Here is a 24,356-nt window from a genome sequence, read left to right on the forward strand (position 1 = left end):
TACAATTTTACTTCTCATACCCCTCATAATAATAGCTCTGCTCTATTCCCTTGAATATCACTTCGCGGTTCTCCGTATCAGAAGTGAGGTTCTGCGAGAGGAGATAACGCAGTTCGAGGTCATTGATGGGTGAGCGTTCCATGGCCGAGAGGTATTGGTCTTTGTCCACATACTGCCAATTGACCACCTTACCGAGGGAGCGTTTCAGTATCATATCGAGCCAAATGCGGGTGGAACGACCGTTGCCCTCCATGAAAGGATGACATACGTTCATCTCAACATATTTCTCAATGATGTGCTCGAAAGTGTCTTCAGCCATTTTCTCTACGGCAGCGAGGGCTGCATCAAGATAAAGACTATTGGCAAAGCGGAAACTGCCTTTGGCTATATTCTTATCGCGGATGACGCCAGCAAACGGATATAGACCATCAAACAGATAATGATGTATCTGCTGAAGACCTACTGTAGTTCCGACTGGAATTCTATCTATATCGCCCGACTCATAGAGGCGGTGTGCGTTATCTAACGATTTTTCGTCTATTTCCTTTGTTGTCATAATCTTCTAATTGTATTCGTCTTACTGGTTTGATGAGATATTAAGAAGTTTCTCCGCCTCTATCTCAATCCGGCTTTTCTTCGTCTGCACAATGAGAGAACGGACATCCACATCAAGTGCCTCTGCCACTTGAACAAGTGTTTCAAGGCTTGGTTGCGAATAGTTGGTACACCATTTACTCACTGTTGCAGGATCTTTACCCAATTGGTCTGCCAACCACTTCGCAGTTCGTTTGTTTTCTACCAATACTATTTTTATGCGATTGATGTCTTTCCGTGCCATATCTTTTAATTTATTTCATATGCAAAGATAAAAACATTCTATGAAAATCACGAAAGACTATGGAAATAGTCGCCTAAATTATTGCGTTTTACATCTATTTCGACACAAAACATGACTATTCCTAAAATTAGTTGACAGAATTGGATGCGATTAACTAATTAGGTTTACTACTTTTATTCAGTTCTCTGTTTTACTTTACAAGTTCTGTTAGTTGAACTGATTTGTTTTACAAGATTTCATCAGTAAACTGATTTGCTTTACTACCTTCTCGCATTCCAATTGCAAAGTTAATGATTATTCCTTTGATTAGTGCAAGAAATAAAAATATTTCGTAATTTTGCTGTCAGAAGCCGAAGAGGAAGCGAGCTCTGCTGAGGAGCAACTCGCCAGCAATAGGTTTCTGCATCACACTGAAATAGTGGTATGGGCGTTGTCTTTCGGGGCAGCGCCCATTATTTTAGGAGATGCTGTATGGCTAAGAAAAACCTATCAGCTGCCTGTGGCAGCAGGTCTGTTCCATGGATTGCACCAACACCTTTTTTGTTCTCCAACTTCTGTATGTACCGTTTCGGGAGTCTTGTATCCAATGCTCATATGCGGACGTTCTGTATTATAGAAACGTATGATACGAGTCAGTTCTTCCTTACAATTCTCTATTGACGGTATGCTCATCTTGTAGAGCCATTCTGTTTTGATGATGCCATTGGCGCGTTCTGCAATGGCATTTTCGAGAGGATCACCGCTTTGGGTCATGCTTATCATTATATTATGTGCCTTTAGCTCCTTAACGTATGCAGCACTACAGTACTGGCTTCCTCTATCAGAATGATGGATGAGACGGGATGCTGTTTCATCGTCAATTGTTGCCAGTGCCATACGCAGTGCCTCCAATGGGTATATGGTTTCCAAGGTCGGTCCTACTGCCCATCCCACAATCTTATGAGAATAGGCATCCGTGATAAGCGACAAGTAACACACACCCTCAGTTGTTTCTATGTACGTTATGTCACTGACCCATATTTCGTTAGGTCGCATGGGAACCACATCCTTTATCAAGTTGTCATATTTGTGGTAATGATGACTGGAGTCAGTTGTCTTGTAGTGACGACGTCTTTTCAACTGCACCATCAATCCATTGGCACGGAGCAATTCTATGAACGCATCTCGTCCAGGCATACGATCAGTGGATTCAAACAAGCGTTTGACGATGAGGTATAGTTTGGCACAACCAAGTCCAGGGTTATCCTTACGGTATTCTCTGGCCTTCTCCACTATCATGGTTTCTAAGGCATTATCGACAAAGTCATTGTCTGGATCTTCACGGTTGTAGAACGACTGTCTGCTATAACCAAACAGCCTGCAAAGGGTATTCATCGATGCTGGTGAAGACTCTTCGCGGAGCAGACTTACTGTTTGGTGCCAGATTTTTTTCTTATTGGAATATTGAATCTTTCTTCTGCAAGGTTAATCATTGTGTCGTAGGCATGGGCACGTAGTTTCTCTAGTTCTGCCTCTTTTCTTGCTTTCTTGAGCTCTGCTTTCAATTCTCTGATCTGCTCGTCTTTACTTTTGTTTGCCATAGTGTCATCGTTGTTCTCCTGCAAAGATACTAAACGATTTTCAGAAAGATAACGACCTACCCAAGAAAACAGCACCTGAATGTTGGAAATATGATGTTTCTCAACTAATTCCTCAGGCGTATTCTCGCCTTTAAGGAAATCAAGTGCAGCAAGTACTCGATCTTCTTCATCATGAATGTAGCGAGTGGATTCTACCCATACCCATTCATACTGACCTGTCGCTTCATTTAGGACACGATCTCTTTCACGTTTTACTTTTGTTCTCATACACTTTTGTTTTAGGCATCCAAAAGTGTCAAGTTTTTTTAGGGTAAGTCACAGTAGCATTTCAAAATTTCACAATCTTATTTCTACCATTTCCTTCCCTTTTCTCACTGATTATAACTATCTTTGCCATATCAGAGCTACCGCAAAATAGCACAAAGAAGAAGCGTGGTACGACAGGATATGTGCAACGGCTGAGTATCAAGGATTTGAACATTCCGAGAATGTTCGGCTAAATGTTGAAATTTCGTCCGTACCGATTAAAGTGCAATGCGCTTGATTATCAAGGATGTGAAGATAATCCGCAGAAAAGTATCATAGTATCATTCTCGGGCTTTACACAAGTACCCAAAGCCCTACAAATCAATAAGTTAAGGACAATGATACTTTTCCGGTTATTTTACAGAAAAGTATCACTAAAGTATCATCGAAGTATCATTACCAATTGGCACATCAGAATACTCCCCACGGCGTGGGGAATGAAACCCCACATAAGGGGGATTGATTCCCCACGCCGTGGGGGAAATCCGAAGCCTATGCTTTGCTCATCAAAAAAAATAGTTTACGATATCTCAACCACGTGGTTTCGCTTCTCTCCATCTTTTCCTCTTTTCAGGAAAAGGAGAAGACTGACACTATCGCCTACTTTCAAAGACTGGCGCATCTTGTCGTCGGCAACGGCAGAAAGACGGGCAAAGCCTTCTTCCGACAAGGTGCCTTCCGGAGTGTCGGCGATTGGAGATGTTATGCGATAGCGCAGATAACCTTCGTCGGTATTCATATATGTTATCTCCGCCTTCATCGTTCCGAAGGCTTTCATTCCTTCGTCATGAGGCAGGACAGTAGAGATTATGGCACTCTTGAACTTGTCTACTGCCGGTATGACTGGCGAGAAAACCACGAAATCCTGCTGCTTGACCATAAGTGATGGCTTCTCTGCCACGAAATGTCGCGACAATGAATCGTATATATGATAATGACCGTGACCCATATCCACACCGTCTACATAACCTACCACGGACGGAAACGCGCCAGCGATGTTTTTCTCTGACACCACTATTTCGTCTGCCCTCTCGTTGCCTTCCTTCGACACCCTTACCGACACGGAATACATCCGTCCCTGTATCTCCCACGGTTTGCATGGAAAGAGGTGGCTGCTCGCCACAAGTTCCATACCGTCTGAAGCCACAAGCTTTGCGAAGTAGCGGCGCTTGCCGTTCATCTGCTTCTCAAACACCTTGACGGCTACCATATCCTTGATGCCGTCAACGGGATGGGGCATCTCGCTCTGATGATGGAGGGCATACGACTGGAGTCTGCGCTCCACACGCTGCATGAGCGAAGGATAGCTGCGGCCGTCCTTTCCCGTCTGCCTCTGCTTGTCTTCTTCGCGCAGATATCTGTCGTAACCCCACATCTGCAGAAACTGCGGAAACTGGAAGTCGGCATACTCCGAACTGATCTTCACGGCGATGCCGAGAACACACGAATGCACCAGCGACGGACGGTCTACCGGCAGCTTGAGATATGCCACCAAAAGCATGCGCACCTGATGCGAGCCCATAGTGGTATAGTTGTTCTGCAAATAACGGTATATTTGCCATGCCGTGTCAACGGGATGACTGGCTGCGGTCTCAAGCGAAGCCAGCAGTTCATCCCATGAGCTGATAGTATCGGAGTCTTTCATAATATAGCGGTTTTAAAATATTGTTATGTAAGGAAAAGGGAGGGTCATAGCTGAGAGAACTTCCTGATTCCCTTGGCATAATATTTCCACAGGATAGAGAAACTGCAGAAGCCCTGTATATCCTTGTTTTCTACCGACCTCGAGGCCTGTATGAAACTGCGGTCGTCTATGAAATCGTCTTTCCATTTCTTGAAATCTCTTCTCGCCTTCACGACAGCCTTGAAGTCCTTGAATTTCCTCTCCAGTATCAGCATCTGAAAGGCGGCGAGATAATCCAGAAACCAGCGCATACGCATCACTCCCTTGAGTTCGTCGTCGGCGAGATTCTTGTATAGCATAGTGAGGTTGTTGCGGAAATTGAGATAGGTCTTCATCGGATTTCCCTTTGGCAGCGTACCGCCTCCCACATGATATGCCACGCTGTCGGGCACGCAGTAACCGTCTTTTCCCATTATCCTCAAACGCCAGCAGAGGTCTATCTCCTCGCTGTGGGCAAAGAAGCGTCCGTCAAGACCGTCGGCACGCCAATAATCTTCGGAGCGAATCATAAGGCAGGCGCCTGTAGCCCATAGTATCTTGGTGGTATAGTCATACTGTCCGTCGTCGGTCTCAACGGTATTGAATATCCTGCCACGGCAGAAGGGATAGCCGTACTTGTCGATATATCCGCCTGACGCCCCGGCATATTCAAAAGAGTTGCGGTCTTTCTCAGAAAGCAGCTTGGGCTGACAGAAGGCTGCTTCGGGATGGCTGTCCATAAACTCGAGCAAAGGCACGAGCCAATGATGTGTCACCTCTACATCGCTGTTGAGGAGCACATAGTATTCTGCGTCTATCTGCGCCAGCGCCTTGTTGTAGCCTTCGGCAAAGCCCCAGTTCTTCTCGAGCTGTATGGTGCGTACCTGCGGAAACTTCTCTTTCAGCATCTGCATGGAATTGTCGGTAGAGGCATTGTCGGCGACATATACCGTGGCGCCATCCTCTATGGAGTATTGCAAGACAGAGGGCAGGAACTTCTCCATCATACCCACTCCATTCCAGTTGAGTATCACTATTGCTATCTTATCCATAGCGCTATGGTTTTTTAATTCCACCGAGACAAGAGGCTCTGCCTATATTATATAATATTGTATTAATATATAATAATGTGTATACCCTCTTATAACGGCATCATTATTGAAAGTTATATTTGTTATCTATCCAAGATTTCACACATCAGGGCTGTCTTGTCATGGTTGAAACCACCGAGTCTGACCATCACGAGCTGGTTGTCAAGATCATCTGAAGACTTTGCCGCCGGCAGCTCCACTCTCACATAGTTGCGTGTGAAGCCATGCATCGCCCTGCCCCGGGTGGATTTCTCGAAGAGCACCTCCGCTTCCTGTCCGATATATCGGGAATAGAACGCCTGTGTCTTCTCGTCGGAAAGTTCTATGAGGCGCTTGCTCCTCAGTTTCTTGTCCTTGTCGGAAACCACATATGGGATACGCAAGGCGGCAGTGCCCGGGCGCTCTGAATATGGGAACACATGGAGATGGGTGACATCGAGGCGCTTCAGGAATTCGTATGTCTCCTCGAAATACTCGGGCGTCTCGCCTCTTGTTCCCACCATCACGTCTACTCCGATGAAGGCGTCGGGCATATATTTCTTTATCAGTTCTATCTTGTGTGCGAAAAGCGCCGAATCATAACGGCGGTGCATGAGTTTCAACACTGCGTCGGAACCGCTCTGCAACGGGATATGGAAGTGTGGCATGAAGGCGCGGCTTCGGGAACAGTATTCGATGAGGTCGTCTGACATAAGGTCTGGCTCCAGACTGCTTATGCGGAATCGCTTTATCTCCTCCACTCCATCGAGAGCCTTCACGAGGTCGAGGAAACTCTCATGGGTGGTGGCTCCGAAGTCACCGATGTTGACTCCGGTGAGAACAATCTCCTTGCCTCCCTCGGCAGCAGCCTGACGTGCCTGTTCCACGAGTGAGCTGATGCTTGGGTTGCGACTGAATCCGCGGGCATAGGGAATGGTGCAATATGTGCAGAAATAGTCACATCCGTCTTGCACTTTCAGGAAGAAGCGGGTGCGGTTGCCTCTGGAGCAGCTGGGAGCGAAGGTCTTGATGTCTTTCGTCTTCACGGAATAATGCCTGTGGAGCGACTCTCCGTTAGCAGCGGTTTCTGAGTCTGACTGCAACTGGGTCCAGGCGTCGGAGAGATACTGTATGAGACTCGCTTTCTCATTGGCTCCCAATACAAGGTCAACACCGTCTATCTTGCTGATGGTCTCTGCCTCAAGCTGGGCGTAACATCCGGTAACGACAACAAAAGCTCCGGGATGCTGGCGCACCATACGATTGATTGCCTGACGGCACTTATGGTCGGCAACTTCGGTCACCGAACAGGTGTTGATGAGGCAGATGTCTGCTTTCTCTCCTTCAGCGGCATTCCTCACTCCCATATCCTGGAGCATCCTGCCGAATGTTGAGGTTTCAGAGAAATTGAGTTTGCAGCCCAATGTGAAATAAGCGGCTGTCTTTCCTTGAAAAACGGATGTATCTATCATTTTCTTGTATTTCGATATTTTTGTTCACCTTGGTAATTACAATTAAAACTGCAATATACCATATATTATTCATCCATACATACATTATTATATATATAAAAGAATCGCTCGTTTTGCAAAGGTAGCTCATTTTTCCATAAAAACCGCTATGCGGGGCTGATGTTTTCCTAAAATTAAGTCAGGAAAAAGAAAAAACCAACTATAAAAACAGGGGATTGTAAAGGCACACAAAAACTATTATAGAAAATTTAACACTTTAATTAATTTCATATTTCACTGATTAACAACAACTTACAAAAAAGTTACATTTTACCCCTAAAAAAAACTCTAAAAAAGAGAACAACGTATCAGAAAAATACTTACCTTTGCAGCGTTTTAATAAACAAATGATTGTTTTACAGATTTAAAAAGCAAAGAAAAATGAAAAAATTGGTTTTAATGTTCGTAGCTATCGCAGCTATCTCTTTCGCATCATGTGGTAACAAAACAGCTCAGGCTGAGGGCGCTGATACAACAGACACTGCAGCAGTTGATACAGTTGACACAACTTCTGTTGACACAACTTCTGTTGACACAACAGCTAACAAGTAATTCTGCGAAAGCTAGAACTATTTAAGCGAAAAGACCAAGCCGAGGAACTCAGTTCTTCGGCTTTTTTGTGTCTATACCCTACAAAGCGACCAACGCAATCCTGCTTATCCGGCACCTGTAATTCATCTGACTGCACCAAGGACAACCCTGAACAGACTCCATCACGCTAACCAGACATACTGAAACCTGCAACCACCTTGTTAGCACCCTGCACACAAGACATCAACACAAAAAGAACGCTTATACTTATTGTTGTAACATTTCATGTAACATTTTAGGGAATCCAACGATTTACATGCTTTTTGAGAGGATTTGCAAGTTTTTTGGAAGAAAATGCCATTTATTTATCTGCCCACCACACCTATCTTTGCAAAAAAAGAAAGCAACAATCCGTTCATCGCATGGCAAAGACACATAAAAAAGATAATATCACGAAAACAATAACGACAAAAAAATCTGTTATGAATAGACTGACACCTTTACTGCTGTTCATGGTGATGATACTCTCATCATGCAACAAGGAAACCAACGACTACGTGACGGCATTCCCTTATATGGAAACGGACAAAGGGAAGTGGGGAATGATAACAACCGATGGAGAAGTGCTGTTCTCACAAGAGTTCAAAAACCAACCTACCGTGGTGAGAAACGGTGTGTTCCTGGTGAAAAACGAAGCCAACCTATGGGAAATATACAAGGCGGAGAAGAAACCGGAAAAGATTGGCTCTGAATATACCGGCGCCACAATCTTCAGCAACGGCAGGGCTATAGTATGCGAGAAGGACAAATACATCACCATCATAGACACTGAAGGAAAAACGATAAAGACTCTGGATGAGATCGACGGAAAGAGAGTCAATACCGTATTCCGATTCCAGGAAGGCTACGCAAAATACATAGCCGGAGAGGACTACGGAGTGATTGACATGGACGGAAACTCCGTAATACCATGCAACTACTGCGCCATAATGGACTGCAGCGACGGCAAGTTCATCGCCATCGACAAGAAATACAAGACGGAATACACAAGCTTCTGTTACGACAAGCTCAAATATACTGTCCTGAACACCAAAGGGGAGATACTGTTCGAGATAGACGGCAGCGAATACAACCTGGTGGGCAAATTCAAAGAAGGCTTGCTGCCGGTGTGTGTAAAGAAGAAGGATTCGGATACGGAAATATGGGGCATCATCAACGAAAAACAGGAAGTGGTGATAAAACCGGACGAAAAGATAACGGGCATCGAACAAATAAGAAACGGTATGTTCACATATTACTCAGAGGGCGGATGGGGACTGATGTCTCTGGAAGGCAAGACGCTGATAAAACCGAAATACAACTACCTGTCGTTTGACGGAGACAACAGGCTGACGGCATATAACTGGGACGAGGACAAAGGAGGCATGTGGTTTGTTGACACAAACGGCAACCATCTGAACAAAGAACCTTATCGCGGGGCGTGTGGATTTGAAGAACTCGACAACAAGCATGCCCTGGTGATGAGGACGGACAGGAGCTATTCGATAATTGATGAACAATACGAAAACCTGGCAAATCTGCCCAAGATGGTACACGCTGAAAACATGATGGGAGATGATGCCGTGGAATGTAACTATCTGGACATACCGCAGCTGCTCGACAAACTGAATGTGAACCAAAACGGAATGGAAGGGGTGTCATTCGAGTCAACTCCTGAGACTGCCGTGAAGGCGCTGTCGAAATTCCTGTATCAATATGGCGACGAGAAACACCCTGGCACTTCTGCATTCTGGTTTAAGGACAAGTCTAAAATAAGCTACGACAGGATGACAGACAATGTCTATCTCTCTGTAGAAATAAACTTCTACGGCAACATAAGCTATAGCGTCAGCGACGGACAGGGCTGCTACAACGTTGAATGGTGTGATGAAGACAACGGCAGGAAAGTGGGCTACATGTGGAACGATGTGAAAGTCAAATCGTTCCGACTGAAATTCTCCAACGATGTCACGATGAAAGGCAAACTGGACAGAATGCTGCAGGAATTGAAGAAACGCATGAGAAAAGCGGGGCGCGTGGTGAAGGAGAACAGCGGGGCGATGGTAGTGGCGCTGGACAACAACAGGACCGCCCTAATATACATGCAACCGAAAGAAATCGTAATGGAATGGGGCGACATCGGTTCGCCAGAGAGCCTGAGCATCCATGAATACGATGGCGTAAGAGAGAATCTCTCGTTAACCCCGGACGAAGAGAGGGCGGATGGAGAAAACCAGGATATCGACATGCCGACAGATGAAGAAACCGCCACAGGCTACGACAACGGTGAAGCAGGCGACAATTCCTACGGAAACACGGACGACATCCAGGAGCCTGAACCTGACGCATACGATTAAACCCCATATCGGTTATCAGAACGTTAAGCCCTAATGACCAATTGGGGTTAAACCCAAAATGAAATCGACTTTCCCGGCAGGCTGTCATACCGGTTGGAAAGTCGATTTTATCATAATCACGAATCTGGAGATTATCGCATAAGTCGCATTAACTCCAAACGGGATAATACCCCATTGAGATTAAACCCAAATCGGTCATTAGGCCGTTAAATGTGATATTTTATAACTACTTGCAGTCTTTTGCTTTTTATAAGGCGTCTTTTGTCCGTTTTTAATTCGCAATAGCTTGCTATTACTCATTTTAAAAGCCAAACAAAATCCACTCTTCTAAAAATCAAAATTCAAGCAAGCCCTAACGACCGATTTGGGTTAAAGCATTGCTTCATCATCAATATACTCTCGGTCCGAAGATGGTAGTGCCAACGCGCACCATAGTGCTTCTGCATTCCACGGCAATCTTGTAGTCGTGGCTCATTCCCCAGGAACGCAGACAGAAAGCCGCAGAGTCGGCAAAATACTTTGCCTTCACCTCATCGAAGAAGTCGGCAGCCTGCATGAACTCTGAGCGTATCTGGTTCTCGTCATCGGTATTCGATGCCATCATCATCAGTCCACAGATACGCACGTTATTAAGATTCCGCCATTCACCATCGTCGAGAAGCTGGCGGCAGGCGTCAATCGTCAGTCCGTATTTCGTCGCCTCCTGTGCGATATGCAGTTCGAGAAGCACATCGATCACGCGGTCGTGCTTTGCAGCCTGCTTGTTGATTTCCTTGAGCAGCTTGAGCGAATCCACGGCATCCACCATAGAGATATACGGTGCGATATACTTCACCTTGTTGGTCTGCAGATGTCCGATGAAATGCCATTGAATATCCTTGGGCAGCGTGTCATACTTCTTTGAGAGTTCCTGTTCGTGGCTCTCGCCAAACACCCTCTGTCCCTCGGCGTATGCTGCCTCTATATACTCGTTGGGATGAAACTTGCTCACGGCAACGAGAGTCACTCCCTCGGGAATGTTGCTCTTAACTTCGCGCAGTTTGCCTGCTACATCATAATCCATGGTAATATAATTTTAGTTGAAAATAAGATTTCCTGACTCTGCTATCTATCACCGCACCTTATTCTGCCGTTGCCCCGCCTTCGGCAGCCGGCTGCTGCTCGTATTCCGGAACGTCGTTGGGCTCCTCTTTCTTCAGTTTGGCGGCTGAGTTATGCTCGAAGACGTCCATTATCTGTGTCTCGGCAACAGAAGCTATTACATAGTCGATAGCTGTAGTTCCCATAACCTTGTCTATGTTGGCAACTGCCTGGTTGAAAGTGTTGGCATGAACGAGGTAGTTCACGTTGCTGCGCTTCTCCTTCTCTGTCTTTTCGTCGATAGTGATAAACTGGAGCTTTGCCTTGAAAAAACGGTCGGCGGATGCATCCTCGCTGAAGAAAATCTCTCCGTAAGGCGCCTTCTTTATGTCGCGCACCTCAAACTCACCGCTTATATAAGCCGACATCTCGTCGATGATAGACGACTCTGCCTCCGTGAAGCTGAGAGCGTCTACAACGTAGAGCTCGGTAATCTTTTTCTGCATTCCATCCTCCATCATCTTGTCGTAACGGATCTTGCACTCAAACCATGTTGAAGTTCTTGTTCTCATAATTCTATAGTTTTATCGATTATTTTCCTTTATATTCTTGTTCTTAATTCTATCCAGCTCTCCATACCATCTCTCCGACAATCTCTACAGGACACAACCAAGTACGTAGGGAGTTAGTTCTTACTGTCGTATCATTCATCTGCTCAATCTTTTTGCCGATATGGGGGTTCAAATGTGTTAAAACCGCCAATGGCTTGCAAAAATAAACATTAAATCGTATATTTGCAAAAAAATAAGAACTACTTTTGCATGATAGACATTAATGTAAGTTTGGACCTGATGGAGTTTGTCGAGACACAGATTCTACCGAGATATGCCAATTTCGACCAGGCCCATCGTCTGAACCACGTCAACCATGTCATCAAACAGTCGCTGGCTCTGGCCAGGAAAATCGGTGCCGACATCAACATGGCTTATGTCACGGCGGCTTACCACGACCTGGGACTGGAGGGACCGAGAGCTATACACCACCTGACGAGCGGGAAAATACTGATTTCAGACACAAGACTGAAGAAATGGTTCTCTGCCGAACAGATGAAAATTATGAAGGAGGCAGTGGAAGACCACAGGGCTTCGGCATCACACGCTCCAAGAAGCATCTACGGCAAGATTGTGGCTGAGGCTGACAGGGAACTCGAACCCGACACCGTGTTCAGACGCACGATACTCTACGGACGCGACCACTATCCGGAGATGAGCATGGAGCAGCAATGGGACAGGTTTACGGAACATCTCGACAACAAATACTCCAATACGGGATACATAAAACTATGGATTCCGGGGAGCGAAAACGAAAAGAACCTGAAGGTGATAAGGGATTATATCAACAACCGGACAGCTCTCAGGGCTTTGTTCGACAGGATTTTCAACGAACTGAACGGAAACGAGGCTGAACAATAACCTTCGGCCATCTTAATCTTAACGATATTAACTTCAATATTATTAATACTGCACAATGAGAAAGAAATTACTATTCGGACTTCTGTTTGCCGCAATGACAGCAGGGGCAGTGAAAATGAAGCCTGGAATCAATATCATCAAGCAGGCTGACGGAACGACTATAACCGTTAGAGCCTACGGAGACGAGGACTTGAGCTATTTCCTCGCTTCTGACGGCACACTGCTCTATCAGGAAGGCACAAACTTCTATATCGCCGGCGTGAAAGCCGACGGCACTCTGTATTCAACCGGAGTGCTCGCCCACGAGCCAAGCATGCGAACGATAAAGGAAATCTCTGCCATCAAAGCGCAGAATGCCAAGGCTTTCTACAATTCGATGGAGACACAGGCAAAGGCAAACAAGGTGAGACGTGAGCCTATGACACCGGACAATTCTTTGCTGCCTTCGCTCGGCAAACACAAGATACCGGTAATCCTCGTGGAATTCAGCGACGTGGAATTCAGCGTGGAGAATCCTAAGGCTACCTTCGACAAATATCTCAACGGCAAAGAACTTTTCAACAAGGAGACCGACCCGGAGATGGGACAGAACTATGCCGGCGTGGCTAAGTATTTCAAAGACATGAGCTTCGGAAAATTCGAGCCGGAATTTGAAGTGTATGGTCCTGTGAACCTTGGCAAACCTCTCGCAACATACGGAGCGGGATATTCATCACAGGAGAATATGGGACTGCTGCTCACCGACGCCTGCACAGCTGTTGACGACGAGGTGGACTTCACCCAATATGACTCTAACGACGACGGTAATATCGACCTCATCTACATCATCTACGCCGGATTCTCACAGAGTATCGCCGGAAACTCTACCGACTGCATACACCCGAAATCGGGTTATCTCTCACTGGCAAAATCGTTTGACGGAATGGACGTGAAGCGCTATGGCGTGAACAACGAGCTGAACGGCACACCGGCTGACCAGGCGAATGGACCGATAATAAACGGCATCGGACTTTTCTGCCATGAGTTCTCACACTGCATGGGACTGCCTGACCTATATCCGAAATCGGGTTCAATTGCAGAGGCTTGCATAAACCAGAATATGGACTACTGGAGCCTGATGGATGCCGGAGAATATACAGCGAACGGATACCGCCCTACTGCTTACACAGCATGGGAGCGCGAGCGTCTGGGATGGATGGAAATCGGCACACTGACCGGTCCTTCAAACGTGGAACTGAAATCGCTTGACGAGGGTGGCGCAGCATTCCGCATCTATAACGACAAGGACGAGACGGGCCACGAGTATTATATCGTGGAGAACGTGCAGAACAATGGTTGGAACAAGAACCTGTTCGGCAACGGACTGATGGTGACCCACGTTGACTATCTCTCAAGCCAGTTCTCACTCGGAGGATGCAAGGTGAACAACACTGGAGGTCATCCACGCATGCATGTCATGGCTGCCGACGGTATGTTCGTTCCTGAATACTTCCTCGGTTCTACCATCGAGGACAGCTACATCACATTCCTGAAGGAGCACAACGCTGACCTCGTGGCAAAATACGGCGGACAAGTATTCAGCATCGAAGACTATAAGGCTGAGGCTGCCGGCGACCTCTTCCCTGGCACATCGAACGCTACATCGCTGACCGACGACTCACAGCCTATGAAGGCATGGACATACAATGGAGAGACAATGGGCAAACCTATCACCGACATCACTAACGATACGGAGAAGGGCATCGTGTCATTCAAGTTCATGGGCGGCGGCGAACCTGTTGACGGTATCAACGAGGTGACTGTAAACAAGACAACTGACAGCCGTGTATACTCTATCAGCGGAACATATATGGGCAACGACATCAACAGTCTGCCAAAGGGTATATACATCCGCAACGGCAAGAAGGTGATAAACAACTAACGGTTATCCCGACGACATCCCGCCTTGTGCCGCATGTTGCCAATGATGACAAGCATTGCAAATGGCAACTGACAATGTCTACGATGACTAACAATGTCTACGATGACTAACGGCACACAGACTTCAACAATATTGCGCCCTGAAAGGCTAAAAGCCAGAATCTTTCTTCTGGCTTTATCCTTTCAGGGCGCTTTTGTTTTTTTTAAAACCCAATCGGTCATTAGGGCTTGCTTGGATTTTGAATTTTTAGAAGAGTGGTTTTTGTTTGGCTTTTAATGAGTAATAGCGAGCTATTGCGAATTAAAAACAGGCAAAAGGCACCTTATAAAAAACAAAAGACTGCAAGCAGTTATCAAAAATATACCTTTAACGGCCTAATGACCGTTTTGGGTTTAAGCCCAATCGGTCATTAGGGCTTGCTTGGATTATGTCTTGTTCATTACAGTCAGGTAAGACTATTGCAAGCTACATAATGGCTGACCTTCTATTCTTATAATAGTATGCTGCCGAATATGAAAATAGGCTGAATCCCAACAAATGAGACCCAACCTAAGGAACTTATTCAATGATCTAAACCAAAGATTCAAAATATGTTGTTCAGAGTCTGAACTTCAGACACTCACTGATTTTCTGCATCGTGGTGAGACGCGTCGGCACAAGAGGAAGACGCAACACATTCTCTATCATTCCCATCTCATGGAGCATCGCCTTCACACCGGCAGGATTACCGTCCACGAACAGGAGATTGAAGAGATCGGTAAACATGTGGTGTATCTTGCGTGCCGGCTCAAACTCTCCATTCTGCTCCAGCCTCAACATACGTGAGAACTCCTTGGGCAAAGCATTGCCGATTACGGAGATTACACCAACCGCTCCACAGGCTATCATCGGGAATGTCAAAGCATCGTCACCGCTGATAACATCAAAGGTGTCGGGCTTGTTCTTTATAATCTCGTCCACCTGCTCCAGATTGCCACTCGCCTCTTTCACGGCGACAATGTTCTTGCAGTCGCGAGCCAGACGAACAGTAGTTTCCGCCTTCATGTTGACACCCGTTCTGCCAGGAACGTTATAGAGCACCACTTTCATGTCTGTGGCATTGGCAATGGTCTTGAAATGCTGGTATAGTCCTTCCTGCGAAGGCTTGTTGTAATAAGGGCAAACGCTCAATATTCCATCGATACCTGAGAAATCGCGCGTATGGAGTTCCTCAACGATGGCTGCAGTATTGTTTCCGCCACATCCCATGAGAATCGGCACTCTGCCTGCCACTACTTCTACTACAAGTTCCTTGATCCTCTGCTTCTCGTCATCTGTCAGAGTCGGGGTCTCGCCTGTGGTGGCGAGGATGCAAAAGAAATCTGCGCCATTTTTCAACTGATATTCCACCAGCTGCTTGAGTACTACATAATCTACAGCGCCAGACGCATTAAAGGGCGTTATAAGGGCTATTCCGAGGCCCTTGAATATGTTTTGAGACATAATGGTTATGATTTCATATTAATATTCTATTGCAAATGTACTATTTTATACGTTATTTGCAAAACATTTTGCGCCCTAAAATTCAAATTCGGCAACATCACGAGATTATTTGCTGCCTATATATAAGAATACCATACCCAAAAGCACAAGAAGAAGGTCTACCATCTTGCTCTTGAGATTCTTTTCATGAAGCAACACGGCACCGAAAAGGAACGATACTATCACACTGCCTCTGCGCACCATCGACACGATACTTATCATGGCATCAGGGAAACTGAGGGCATAGAAATATACGAAATCTGCCGCACTGAGGAAGATGCTGATGAAGATGATTCCCCAATGCCAGCGGAAGGGCGTAGTGGTGTTGCGCTTGGGATACCACAACACGAGCATCATAACGAGCATCATGAAGCACTGATAGATGTTGTACCAGCTCTGCACCATCATACTGTTGAGCCCCACTCCACCTTTATCTTGCGGTGCCATGAGGTATTTGTCGTAGAGTCCGCTGACAGCACCGAGCACAGCGGCAAGGATGATGAAATATATCCACTTGTCGTGTTTGAAGTCGATGCCCTCCTTCTTGCCGCTTCTGCTGAGCATGAAAAAGGATGCGACAGCCAGCGCCACACCAATCCACTGATAAACGTTGAGCCGTTCGCCAAAGACGAGCAAGGCTCCCACCAATACCATTACAGGACGGGTGGCATTGATTGGTCCGACGATAGTAAGCGGCAGATGCTTCATACCGAAATATCCGAATATCCAGGAGGACAATACGATAAAGCTCTTGCCGATTATATATTTGTGGACCTCCCATCCTCCGGATGCCACATGGAATATCGACCCGTCGAGCACCGTAGTGCTTGACGACAAGAGGATGAACGGCAGGAAAATCAATGATGAAAACAACGTGTTGAGAAACAATACCGGAATTACAGCATTGTCGCGCAGCGACTGCTTCTTGAAGGAGTCATAGAATCCGAGAAGCGTCGCTGATAAGAATGCTAATATCAGCCACATGATTATATATATTTTTTTATTGTTTATTGTAGACCAGTTGACGGTTCATCTTCTTACTCATCAAAAGGATACTTCACGTCTTCAAGAAAGAGAGCATTGCCTGGCATGCTCTCGCCTGCCTTGCAGCGGTTTTTGCCTTCTATCACGCTCTGAAACTGTTCCAGAGTCATGCGATGGCGCCCCACCTCGATGAGCGTACCGACTACGGCTCTCACCATATTACGCAAGAACCTGTCGGCAGATATGACGAAATGCCAACAGCCACAGCCGTCGTCCACCCATTCGGCTCTTGTCACCCTGCATATAGTGGTCTTCACATCGGTATGTGTCTTGCAGAATGCAGCAAAGTCGGAAGCCGAAAGCAACAGCGAAGCTGCCTTGTTCATCAATGTGAAGTCGAGGTCGTAATGTGTCTCACACGAGAAGAAGCGATAGAATGGATCTTTACGCATGTGTATATAATAATGGTAGGTGCGCTTCGTGGCACTGAAACGTGCATGCATATCAGCATCCACCGGAATGACCTTCATCACGGAGATGTCGCGCGGCAGCAGTCTGTTGAGCTTGTATGCGAGTTGGGGACAATCAACGGATGCGTCATGCTCGAAATGTGCTACCATCACACGGGCATGCACACCGGCATCGGTTCTACCGGCTCCCACCACTTCCTTCTTCTCGCGAAGCAATGTCGAGAGGGCACGCTGCAGCTCCTCCTGAACAGAATTGCCATTGGGCTGCACCTGCCAACCGTGATATGAGGTGCCGTCATAACTCAAATAAATGAAATATCTTTGCATGAAAGTTTTTATATTATAAAGATTACGAGAACGATACGACATGGAATGAGCCTTGTCTACTTGTCTACTCGTCTACTTGTCTACTCGTCTACTTGTCTACTCGTCTACTTGTCATTTATCTTCTCTCCAACACCTGTGAGATATTCTGCTCTCTATGCACCACCCTCACTTCTATTCCGAACTTCTGGTTGAGATGCTCGGCAAGGTGTTGTGCAGAATACACACTGCGATGCTGACCGCCTGTGCAACCAAAACTGAACATCAGGTCGGTGAAGCCGCGCTGCATATAGCGAGCCACATGAGCGTCTGCCAACTTATACACGCTGTCGAGGAATGTCAGTATCTCACCGTCGTCCTCCAGGAATCGGATTACCGGTTCATCGAGCCCTGTCAATTTCTTGTATGGCTCATAACGACCGGGGTTATGGGTGCTGCGACAGTCAAACACATAACCACCGCCGTTGCCTGACTCATCTTCCGGAATGCCCTTGCGGAATGAAAAGCTGAATACCCTTACGACGAGAGGTCCCCTGCCGTCATACTTCGAGAATGTGGCAGGACCATCCTGCGGATGTCCCTTGAAGATAGAAGCGTCATCGGTCTTGAGTCCGTCAGTGCGACTCTGGCGCGGTTCTTCCTTGGGAGCAAACTGCGGCAACTGTGTGAGACGCTTCAGCATGTCTATCATATATGGATAGTGGAACACGTCGAGTTCCAACAGTTCTCTCAGGTTCTGCATAGCCGCAGGAATACTGTCGATGAAATATTTCTTACGTTCGAAATATCCGCGGAAACCGTATGCGCCGAGCACTTGCAGCGTGCGGAACAACACGAAGAGTGACAATCTCTCCACGAAATGCCTCACCGAAGGAACTTCAGTATAATTCTTCAGCGAATGATAATACTCATATATCAGTTCGCGTCGCAGCTTATGCGGATATTTCGCAGATGCCTGCCAGAGAAAGGAGGCGATGTCATAATAGAAAGGTCCTTTCCTGCCGCCTTGGAAATCTATAAAATATGGATTGCCGGCATCATCGAGCATTATGTTGCGTGCCTGAAAATCACGATAGAGGAAAGAGTCGGTGTTTTCTGATGTCAGGTCTTTGGCAAAGAGTCTGAAATTTGCCTCAAGCTTCAGCTCATGGAAGTCGAGGTCTGTAGGTTTCAGAAAACAATACTTGAAGTAATTGAGATCGAAGAGCACACTGTCCTGGTTAAACTCAGGCTGCGGATAACAATTGCTCCAGTCCAGCCCCACAGCTCCCTGCATCTGTATAGCCGGCAACTCTCGTATGGTGTTCACGAGCAACTGCTTCTCTTTCCGTGTATAGCGTCCACCTGCATCCCGTCCTGCCTTGAGAGCATCGTAGAGCGAAGTGCCGCCAAGGTCGGTCTGCAGATAGCGCAGCTCATCATCCGACACACAAAGAACGGTAGGCACCGGAAGTTTCATCGAGTTAAAATGTTCGGCAAGATATATGAAGGCGTGGTTCTCGTCGCGACTTGTTCCAATGACTCCTATTACAGTCTTGCCTGCCGCATCCGTAAATCTGTAATACTCACGGTTGCTGCCAGCTCCCGCAATCTTCTCCGTTTTGGCGGGCTTCTCACCCGACCATCCTGCATAAAGTTCTATGAGCTTTTCCATGATGCAAAAGTACGCAAATAATTCTACATACAAATATATAGATACAAAAAAAATCGGATGTCTCACGACAACCGATTTTCAAAAACAAACTACTTAAAAACTAATCTACTAAAACAAATCAAAAAATAATGTTATATTATTATGCTAATATATTCTTCTTTTATTTACGCCACAAAATTATGAATAACTTTCATCACTGCCAAATTATTTGACAAGAAAATTATAAATTAGTGATAAAAGGAACAAAAAAGGGAGCCAGCACACAAACCGGCTCCCTCTTTTGTTATCTTAACTTGTCATTTTTTACATCATACCGCCCATTCCAGGGTTTCCCATTGGCATCTGAGGCTTCTCCTCTGGCTTGTCAACGATGAGACATTCAGTCGTGAGGAACATACCTGCGATTGATGCTGCATTCTCAAGAGCTACACGAGCCACCTTGGCAGGATCGATAACTCCCGCTACACGCAGATCTTCATAAACATCCTTGCGGGCATTGTAACCGAAGTCACCCTCGCCTTCGCGAACCTTCTGTACTACTACAGCACCTTCGCCACCGGCGTTGCGCACGATCTGACGGAGAGGCTCCTCGATGGCACGCTCAACGATGTTGATACCTGTCTGCTCATCAGCATTCTCACCCTTTATGTCTTTGAGCACGCCGAGAGAACGGATGTATGTGGTACCACCACCTACTACTACACCTTCCTCGATTGCGGCACGTGTAGCGCAGAGTGCATCGTCAACACGATCCTTCTTCTCCTTCATCTCAACCTCGCTGTTTGCACCGACATAGAGCACAGCTACGCCACCAGACATCTTGGCGAGACGCTCCTGCAGTTTCTCCTTGTCATAAGTACTTGTAGTGTTTGCGATTTCATTCTTGATCTGAGCGATACGGTCGGCGATGTTTTTTTTCTCTCCGGCACCGTTCACGATTGTGGTGTTGTCCTTGGAAACAGTCACCTTGTCGCAAGTACCCAGCATCTCGAGAGTAGCCTGCTCAAGCTTCAAGCCCTTCTCCTCGCTGATAACAACGCCACCTGTCAATACTGCGATATCCTCGAGCATTGCCTTGCGACGGTCGCCGAAACCAGGAGCCTTTACAGCACAGATCTTCAAGCCGCCACGCAGACGGTTGACAACCAATGTGGTAAGAGCCTCTGAATCAACATCCTCAGCGATTACCAACAATGGGCGTCCGCTCTCGGCTGCTGGCTGCAGGATAGGCAGGAAATCCTTGATATTGCTGATCTTCTTGTCGTAGATAAGGATGTATGGGTTCTCCATCACACACTCCATCTTGTCAGAGTCTGTAACGAAATATCCGCTCAGGTAACCACGGTCGAACTGCATACCCTCAACCACATTGATATATGTGTCGCGGCTCTTGCTCTCCTCGATGGTGATAACACCATCCTTGCTCACCTTGCGCATAGCATCGGCGATGAGCTTACCGATTTCCGGGTCGTTATTGGCGCTGACAGTAGCCACCTGCTCAATCTTGTCGTAGTTGTCGTCAACAATCTCAGCATTCTCCTTGATGTAAGCAACGACTGCCTTTACAGCCTTGTCGATACCACGCTTCAAGTCCATTGGGTTGGCACCGGCAGTAACGTTCTTCAAGCCCTCGTTCACGATAGCCTGTGTGAGGATGGTAGCTGTAGTAGTACCGTCACCGGCGTCATCGCCAGTCTTGCTTGCCACGCTCTTCACGAGTTGTGCACCGGTATTCTCGAAACGGTTCTCAAGCTCTACCTCCTTGGCTACGGTAACACCGTCCTTGGTAATCTGTGGAGCACCGAACTTCTTCTCGATGACAACGTTGCGGCCCTTAGGACCGAGTGTAACCTTTACGGCGTTAGCCAACTGGTCTACGCCCTGCTTCAACATCTCGCGGGCATCTACATCAAACTTTATTTCTTTTGCCATGATTGTAATCCTTTTAATTAAATTGTTGTTCTATACTAATTATTTTGTCAATACAGCGAGTACATCGCTCTGGCGCATCATGAGATACTTCTCGCCCTCAAACTCGAGCTCTGTGCCGGAATACTTTCCGTAGAGCACCTCGTCACCCTCTTTCAGAATCATTTCCTCGTCCTTGGTGCCATGACCTACGGCAACGACTTTTCCATGAAGAGGTTTCTCCTTTGCAGTGTCTGGGATAATGATACCACCAACCTTCTCCTCTGCTGGAGCAGGTACGATTAAAACTCTGTCTGCTAATGGTTTGATATTCATAATTGTATGTATTTAATTGTTTATACTATTAATTTCCGCTGCAATCCATTTGCGAGCGTTCACCGGTCCATATACGAATAGTGTGCCAAAACGTCCATACGACATTTTGGCACACCACAGACGTGACTTATTGTCACATCTTGTTGTTTGTTTCTGTTTATTCCGGATCAAGTCCTTCGAAAATACGTTTCTCGCGGCGTTGCGCAATAAGCTGGTTCAGCTTATGCTTCCTCATCGGCATCAGCCAGCGGCGCGCATAGATGTTCGGAATGGCTACACCAATGGCGATGCACAGGATTATGAGCGACGCCTTCACTGCATTAGAGAACGCCTCTGTAAGTTCTCCCACCACGCCCTGCATCTCTATAAGTGCGAAAAGCGCACGATACATAAGCACTCCCGGCACCATCGGTATGACACTCGGAATGGCGAGACACTGATGTGGCGCATGGAACACATGCACGAACTTCACGGCAATGATGCTGATAAGCGTCGATCCTACAAGCGATGCCATGATAGGTCCCTGGTCGAGTCCTACGTTGTTGTTGCTCGCTCCGAGATTCACGAAGTTTCTCGTACATACAGCGATGATACCTCCTATGGCAACTACCCAAAGCAGCCTCTTCGGTATGTTGAAAATCATTGAGAATCCCATTGCCGATATTGCTGCCGCTATAGAATAGCTGATGTATGTGTTGTGTGGCGTCATGCTGAGGTCTTTCACAAAGTTGTCCACTCCACACACCGTAATCGCCATTGATATTCCGAACGACATCGCCGTGACCATAAGCAGCGTGTTGATGGCTCTGCTGAGTCCCATCTGGATATGGCTTTCTATCATATCCGACACGAAGTTTATCAGCGGTACGCCTGGCACAATGAACAATGCGCATGCCATGAGCGGATGCCACGGTGTGTCGGTATGCAAGATGGCATACAGCCATTCTGGCAGATACTGTGCTACAGCCGGTGTCGATATAAATGTCGAGAGCCATGCGAGGAGCGTTGATACGAATGCGGCAATTCCGATGTTCACATATCCGTTAGACCCTTTCTCGTTGAGATAGGCTCTCAATCTGAATCCCACGATGGCTGCTATCGAGGCATAGAAGAATGCCGTCCAGTCGCAGCCGAACTGTATGCAGAAACCTCCGCAGGCAAATCCCGCTCCCACAGCCACCTGATTCACCGTGTAGTTGCGCGGTTTGCCACTTATCTTCTCAAGCTCCTCCTCATATTTGTCGAGAGAATAGTCTTCTCTGATTGCCTTCCATGAGAGTTGGCTGATTTCCGTTATGGCAGTCATGTTTATGCCATGCCTGTCGCAACGTTGGAATTTGCTGAGCGAGTGTTCCTCATCGCTGAGGTTCACCTGAAGCATATTGTACGTCACATGAATGTGCAGATTCTCTTCCGGCAATCCGAGGAATGCTGCCGTACGATGCATGTTTCTGATTATTCTATTTGTATCAGCTCCACTTGCCACGAGCACTTCACCGGTTCTGAGCAACAGGTCAAGTTCGCGTCTGATTTTCTTTTCCTTTAATATTCTGTCCTCCATGAAGATCTGTGCTTGTTCCTTAGTCCTGCTTCTTTATATTTATGTAATTAGTCGATATATACTTTATGAAATCCTTTCCTTTAATCCATCACGCCAGTGGGTTCCATCCCTGCGCTTTCAGTTCAAACTCGTTTCCGTCTCTTGCCACGAGCTGCAAGCCATATTCTTTCTTCGTGATGTTTCCTATCAGTTTCACGTCGTCGAGCTGTCTCACTTTGTCCAGGTCGCCAATTGGCACGGTGAAGAGCAGTTCATAATCCTCTCCTCCGTTCAGTGCGCAGGTGGTCACGTTCATGTTCATCTCCTCTGCCATGACAGCCGTCTGATAGTCTATCGGAATGTTTTTCTCATACACCCTGCATCCGCATCCGCTCTGTTCGCAGATATGCATCAACTCGCTGCTCAGTCCGTCGCTCACGTCCATCATCGCCGTAGGCTTGATGTTCATCTTGCGCAGGTTTTCTATCACGTCGCCTCTTGCCTCCGGTTTGAGCTGTCGCTGCAGCAGATATTCTCTTCCGGCGAAATCGGGCTGGAAGTCCGTCAGCATCTTCAGGGCATTTTTGTCGTTTTTCTTCTTTGCCTCTTCCACCTGCTGATAATACACATGCTTTTCTCTCTCCAGCAGCTGCAGTCCCATATATGCCGCTCCGAGGTCTCCCGACACGCAGATGAGGTCGGTGTCCTTGGCTCCGTTTCTGTATATGATGTCTTCTTTGTCTGCCTCACCTATGCAGGTGATGGAGATAGCCATGCCTGTATATGACGAAGTGGTATCGCCTCCCACGATGTCGATGTTCCATTTGTCACACGCCATCAGCAGTCCGCTATAAAACATCTCCATGTCTTCCACCGAGAACCTCTTGCTTATAGCCAGGCTGACGGTCATCTGCCTTGGTGTTCCTCCCATGGCGAAGATGTCGCTGATGTTTACCATCGCTGCCTTGTATCCCAGGTGCTGCAGGTCGATGTATGTCAGGTCGAAATGCACTCCCTCCATAAGCATGTCGGTTGTCATAAGCACCTCCTTGTCTGGATAGTGCATCACGGCGCAGTCGTCGCCTACACCTTTCAGCGTTGAACTGTTTTTTATCTTTATTCCATCCGTAAGACGATGGATGAGCCCGAACTCTCCGAGCTTTGAGATATCTGTCATTATTTTCTTTTGTTTCTTTATATTATTTGGGTATCGCAAGTATTAAACCTTAATTCCGCAACACTATAATTTAA

The 24,356-nt window shown here is 46.8% G+C and carries 21 protein-coding genes; 4 read left to right on the forward strand and 17 right to left on the reverse strand.

Features of this window, described 5'->3' with window-relative positions; genetic code table 11:
- Window positions 1-7: 7 nt before the first annotated feature.
- The 7 genes from fic to mtaB all read right to left on the reverse strand — a co-directional run bounded on the left by fic (window position 8) and on the right by mtaB (window position 6,929).
- A complete protein-coding gene (fic, locus tag ACDC99_RS06015) occupies window positions 8-556 on the reverse strand; it encodes a protein adenylyltransferase Fic (protein WP_370756192.1) in 549 nt (182 codons plus the stop codon).
- Window positions 557-577: 21 nt separating this feature from the next.
- Window positions 578-838, reverse strand: coding sequence for a helix-turn-helix transcriptional regulator (locus ACDC99_RS06020; protein ID WP_370756193.1), 261 nt, complete (start codon window positions 836-838; stop codon window positions 578-580).
- Between the two features lie 489 nt (window positions 839-1,327).
- Window positions 1,328-2,212: an IS3 family transposase gene (locus tag ACDC99_RS06025; protein ID WP_042517742.1), complete on the reverse strand. Its 885-nt coding sequence runs from the start codon at window positions 2,210-2,212 to the stop codon at window positions 1,328-1,330.
- A 32-nt stretch (window positions 2,213-2,244) separates the two neighbouring features.
- Entirely contained in the window at window positions 2,245-2,685 is a 441-nt protein-coding gene (locus tag ACDC99_RS06030; RefSeq protein WP_052484576.1) for a hypothetical protein, read from the reverse strand.
- Window positions 2,686-3,244: 559 nt separating this feature from the next.
- Window positions 3,245-4,369 carry a hypothetical protein gene (locus ACDC99_RS06035; RefSeq protein WP_370756195.1) on the reverse strand — a complete coding sequence of 375 codons (1,125 nt, stop codon included), beginning with the start codon at window positions 4,367-4,369 and terminating at the stop codon, window positions 3,245-3,247.
- A 44-nt stretch (window positions 4,370-4,413) separates the two neighbouring features.
- A complete protein-coding gene (locus ACDC99_RS06040) occupies window positions 4,414-5,439 on the reverse strand; it encodes a glycosyltransferase family 2 protein (protein WP_042517839.1) in 1,026 nt (341 codons plus the stop codon).
- A 122-nt stretch (window positions 5,440-5,561) separates the two neighbouring features.
- Window positions 5,562-6,929: a tRNA (N(6)-L-threonylcarbamoyladenosine(37)-C(2))-methylthiotransferase MtaB gene (gene mtaB / locus ACDC99_RS06045; protein WP_044073282.1), complete on the reverse strand. Its 1,368-nt coding sequence runs from the start codon at window positions 6,927-6,929 to the stop codon at window positions 5,562-5,564.
- A 420-nt stretch (window positions 6,930-7,349) separates the two neighbouring features.
- On the opposite strand from mtaB, the gene ACDC99_RS06050 reads away from it, so the two are divergent.
- Together ACDC99_RS06050 and ACDC99_RS06055 are read left to right on the forward strand one after the other, a co-directional pair.
- Window positions 7,350-7,520: a PG1828 family lipoprotein gene (locus tag ACDC99_RS06050; RefSeq protein WP_022317203.1), complete on the forward strand. Its 171-nt coding sequence runs from the start codon at window positions 7,350-7,352 to the stop codon at window positions 7,518-7,520.
- A gap of 461 nt (window positions 7,521-7,981) precedes the next feature.
- Window positions 7,982-9,895: a WG repeat-containing protein gene (locus tag ACDC99_RS06055; RefSeq protein ID WP_370756197.1), complete on the forward strand. Its 1,914-nt coding sequence runs from the start codon at window positions 7,982-7,984 to the stop codon at window positions 9,893-9,895.
- A gap of 388 nt (window positions 9,896-10,283) precedes the next feature.
- On the opposite strand, the gene ACDC99_RS06060 is transcribed toward ACDC99_RS06055, so the two are convergent.
- Window positions 10,284-10,958, reverse strand: coding sequence for a YggS family pyridoxal phosphate-dependent enzyme (locus tag ACDC99_RS06060; RefSeq protein WP_370756199.1), 675 nt, complete (start codon window positions 10,956-10,958; stop codon window positions 10,284-10,286).
- Window positions 10,959-11,016: 58 nt separating this feature from the next.
- Window positions 11,017-11,547 carry a DUF4494 domain-containing protein gene (locus ACDC99_RS06065; RefSeq protein WP_022317200.1) on the reverse strand — a complete coding sequence of 177 codons (531 nt, stop codon included), beginning with the start codon at window positions 11,545-11,547 and terminating at the stop codon, window positions 11,017-11,019.
- Window positions 11,548-11,796: 249 nt separating this feature from the next.
- Here ACDC99_RS06065 and ACDC99_RS06070 point away from each other — a divergent pair, with 249 nt between their 5' ends.
- Together ACDC99_RS06070 and ACDC99_RS06075 are read left to right on the forward strand one after the other, a co-directional pair.
- Window positions 11,797-12,447 (forward strand): HD domain-containing protein, encoded by a 651-nt coding sequence (locus tag ACDC99_RS06070; protein WP_288762988.1) that lies wholly within the window; start codon window positions 11,797-11,799, stop codon window positions 12,445-12,447.
- A 55-nt stretch (window positions 12,448-12,502) separates the two neighbouring features.
- A complete protein-coding gene (locus ACDC99_RS06075) occupies window positions 12,503-14,368 on the forward strand; it encodes a M6 family metalloprotease domain-containing protein (RefSeq protein ID WP_370756200.1) in 1,866 nt (621 codons plus the stop codon).
- Window positions 14,369-14,965: 597 nt separating this feature from the next.
- Here the strand turns inward: ACDC99_RS06075 and dapA are convergent.
- The 8 genes from dapA to thiL all read right to left on the reverse strand — a co-directional run bounded on the left by dapA (window position 14,966) and on the right by thiL (window position 24,282).
- Window positions 14,966-15,850, reverse strand: a complete 885-nt coding sequence (gene dapA, locus ACDC99_RS06080) for a 4-hydroxy-tetrahydrodipicolinate synthase (RefSeq protein ID WP_022316224.1) — start codon at window positions 15,848-15,850, stop codon at window positions 14,966-14,968.
- Between the two features lie 105 nt (window positions 15,851-15,955).
- A complete protein-coding gene (locus ACDC99_RS06085) occupies window positions 15,956-16,873 on the reverse strand; it encodes a DMT family transporter (RefSeq protein ID WP_022316223.1) in 918 nt (305 codons plus the stop codon).
- Window positions 16,874-16,926: 53 nt separating this feature from the next.
- Window positions 16,927-17,670: a tRNA pseudouridine(38-40) synthase TruA gene (truA, locus tag ACDC99_RS06090; RefSeq protein ID WP_370756202.1), complete on the reverse strand. Its 744-nt coding sequence runs from the start codon at window positions 17,668-17,670 to the stop codon at window positions 16,927-16,929.
- Window positions 17,671-17,785: 115 nt separating this feature from the next.
- Window positions 17,786-19,321, reverse strand: coding sequence for a RapZ C-terminal domain-containing protein (locus ACDC99_RS06095; RefSeq protein ID WP_042518965.1), 1,536 nt, complete (start codon window positions 19,319-19,321; stop codon window positions 17,786-17,788).
- A 303-nt stretch (window positions 19,322-19,624) separates the two neighbouring features.
- Window positions 19,625-21,253: a chaperonin GroEL gene (gene groL / locus ACDC99_RS06100; RefSeq protein WP_042518963.1), complete on the reverse strand. Its 1,629-nt coding sequence runs from the start codon at window positions 21,251-21,253 to the stop codon at window positions 19,625-19,627.
- Window positions 21,254-21,292: 39 nt separating this feature from the next.
- On the reverse strand, window positions 21,293-21,565 hold the full coding sequence (locus ACDC99_RS06105) for a co-chaperone GroES (protein WP_022315805.1): 273 nt from the start codon (window positions 21,563-21,565) through the stop codon (window positions 21,293-21,295).
- Window positions 21,566-21,722: 157 nt separating this feature from the next.
- The gene (locus tag ACDC99_RS06110; RefSeq protein ID WP_320875378.1) at window positions 21,723-23,126 is read right to left on the reverse strand and encodes a threonine/serine exporter family protein; all 1,404 of its coding nucleotides are present in this window, start codon (window positions 23,124-23,126) and stop codon (window positions 21,723-21,725) included.
- Window positions 23,127-23,214: 88 nt separating this feature from the next.
- Window positions 23,215-24,282, reverse strand: coding sequence for a thiamine-phosphate kinase (gene thiL / locus ACDC99_RS06115; RefSeq protein ID WP_370756204.1), 1,068 nt, complete (start codon window positions 24,280-24,282; stop codon window positions 23,215-23,217).
- Window positions 24,283-24,356: the final 74 nt, after the last annotated feature.

The organism is Prevotella pectinovora, assembly GCF_041323955.1.
Lineage (GTDB): Bacteria > Bacteroidota > Bacteroidia > Bacteroidales > Bacteroidaceae > Prevotella > Prevotella pectinovora.

Bases quoted from the DNA above. Each gene is read 5' to 3' on its own strand.
- ACDC99_RS06070 (WP_288762988.1), top strand. From the start codon at position 11,797: ATGATAGACATTAATGTAAGTTTGGACCTGATGGAGTTTGTCGAGACA.
- thiL (WP_370756204.1), bottom strand. From the start codon at position 24,282: ATGACAGATATCTCAAAGCTCGGAGAGTTCGGGCTCATCCATCGTCTT.
- ACDC99_RS06110 (WP_320875378.1), bottom strand. From the start codon at position 23,126: ATGGAGGACAGAATATTAAAGGAAAAGAAAATCAGACGCGAACTTGAC.
- ACDC99_RS06030 (WP_052484576.1), bottom strand. From the start codon at position 2,685: ATGAGAACAAAAGTAAAACGTGAAAGAGATCGTGTCCTAAATGAAGCG.
- ACDC99_RS06085 (WP_022316223.1), bottom strand. From the start codon at position 16,873: ATGTGGCTGATATTAGCATTCTTATCAGCGACGCTTCTCGGATTCTAT.
- ACDC99_RS06105 (WP_022315805.1), bottom strand. From the start codon at position 21,565: ATGAATATCAAACCATTAGCAGACAGAGTTTTAATCGTACCTGCTCCA.
- ACDC99_RS06025 (WP_042517742.1), bottom strand. From the start codon at position 2,212: ATGAATACCCTTTGCAGGCTGTTTGGTTATAGCAGACAGTCGTTCTAC.
- ACDC99_RS06035 (WP_370756195.1), bottom strand. From the start codon at position 4,369: ATGAAAGACTCCGATACTATCAGCTCATGGGATGAACTGCTGGCTTCG.
- dapA (WP_022316224.1), bottom strand. From the start codon at position 15,850: ATGTCTCAAAACATATTCAAGGGCCTCGGAATAGCCCTTATAACGCCC.
- ACDC99_RS06050 (WP_022317203.1), top strand. From the start codon at position 7,350: ATGAAAAAATTGGTTTTAATGTTCGTAGCTATCGCAGCTATCTCTTTC.
- ACDC99_RS06075 (WP_370756200.1), top strand. From the start codon at position 12,503: ATGAGAAAGAAATTACTATTCGGACTTCTGTTTGCCGCAATGACAGCA.
- ACDC99_RS06020 (WP_370756193.1), bottom strand. From the start codon at position 838: ATGGCACGGAAAGACATCAATCGCATAAAAATAGTATTGGTAGAAAAC.
- fic (WP_370756192.1), bottom strand. From the start codon at position 556: ATGACAACAAAGGAAATAGACGAAAAATCGTTAGATAACGCACACCGC.
- ACDC99_RS06055 (WP_370756197.1), top strand. From the start codon at position 7,982: ATGAATAGACTGACACCTTTACTGCTGTTCATGGTGATGATACTCTCA.
- ACDC99_RS06060 (WP_370756199.1), bottom strand. From the start codon at position 10,958: ATGGATTATGATGTAGCAGGCAAACTGCGCGAAGTTAAGAGCAACATT.
- ACDC99_RS06095 (WP_042518965.1), bottom strand. From the start codon at position 19,321: ATGGAAAAGCTCATAGAACTTTATGCAGGATGGTCGGGTGAGAAGCCC.
- ACDC99_RS06040 (WP_042517839.1), bottom strand. From the start codon at position 5,439: ATGGATAAGATAGCAATAGTGATACTCAACTGGAATGGAGTGGGTATG.
- truA (WP_370756202.1), bottom strand. From the start codon at position 17,670: ATGCAAAGATATTTCATTTATTTGAGTTATGACGGCACCTCATATCAC.
- groL (WP_042518963.1), bottom strand. From the start codon at position 21,253: ATGGCAAAAGAAATAAAGTTTGATGTAGATGCCCGCGAGATGTTGAAG.
- mtaB (WP_044073282.1), bottom strand. From the start codon at position 6,929: ATGATAGATACATCCGTTTTTCAAGGAAAGACAGCCGCTTATTTCACA.
- ACDC99_RS06065 (WP_022317200.1), bottom strand. From the start codon at position 11,547: ATGAGAACAAGAACTTCAACATGGTTTGAGTGCAAGATCCGTTACGAC.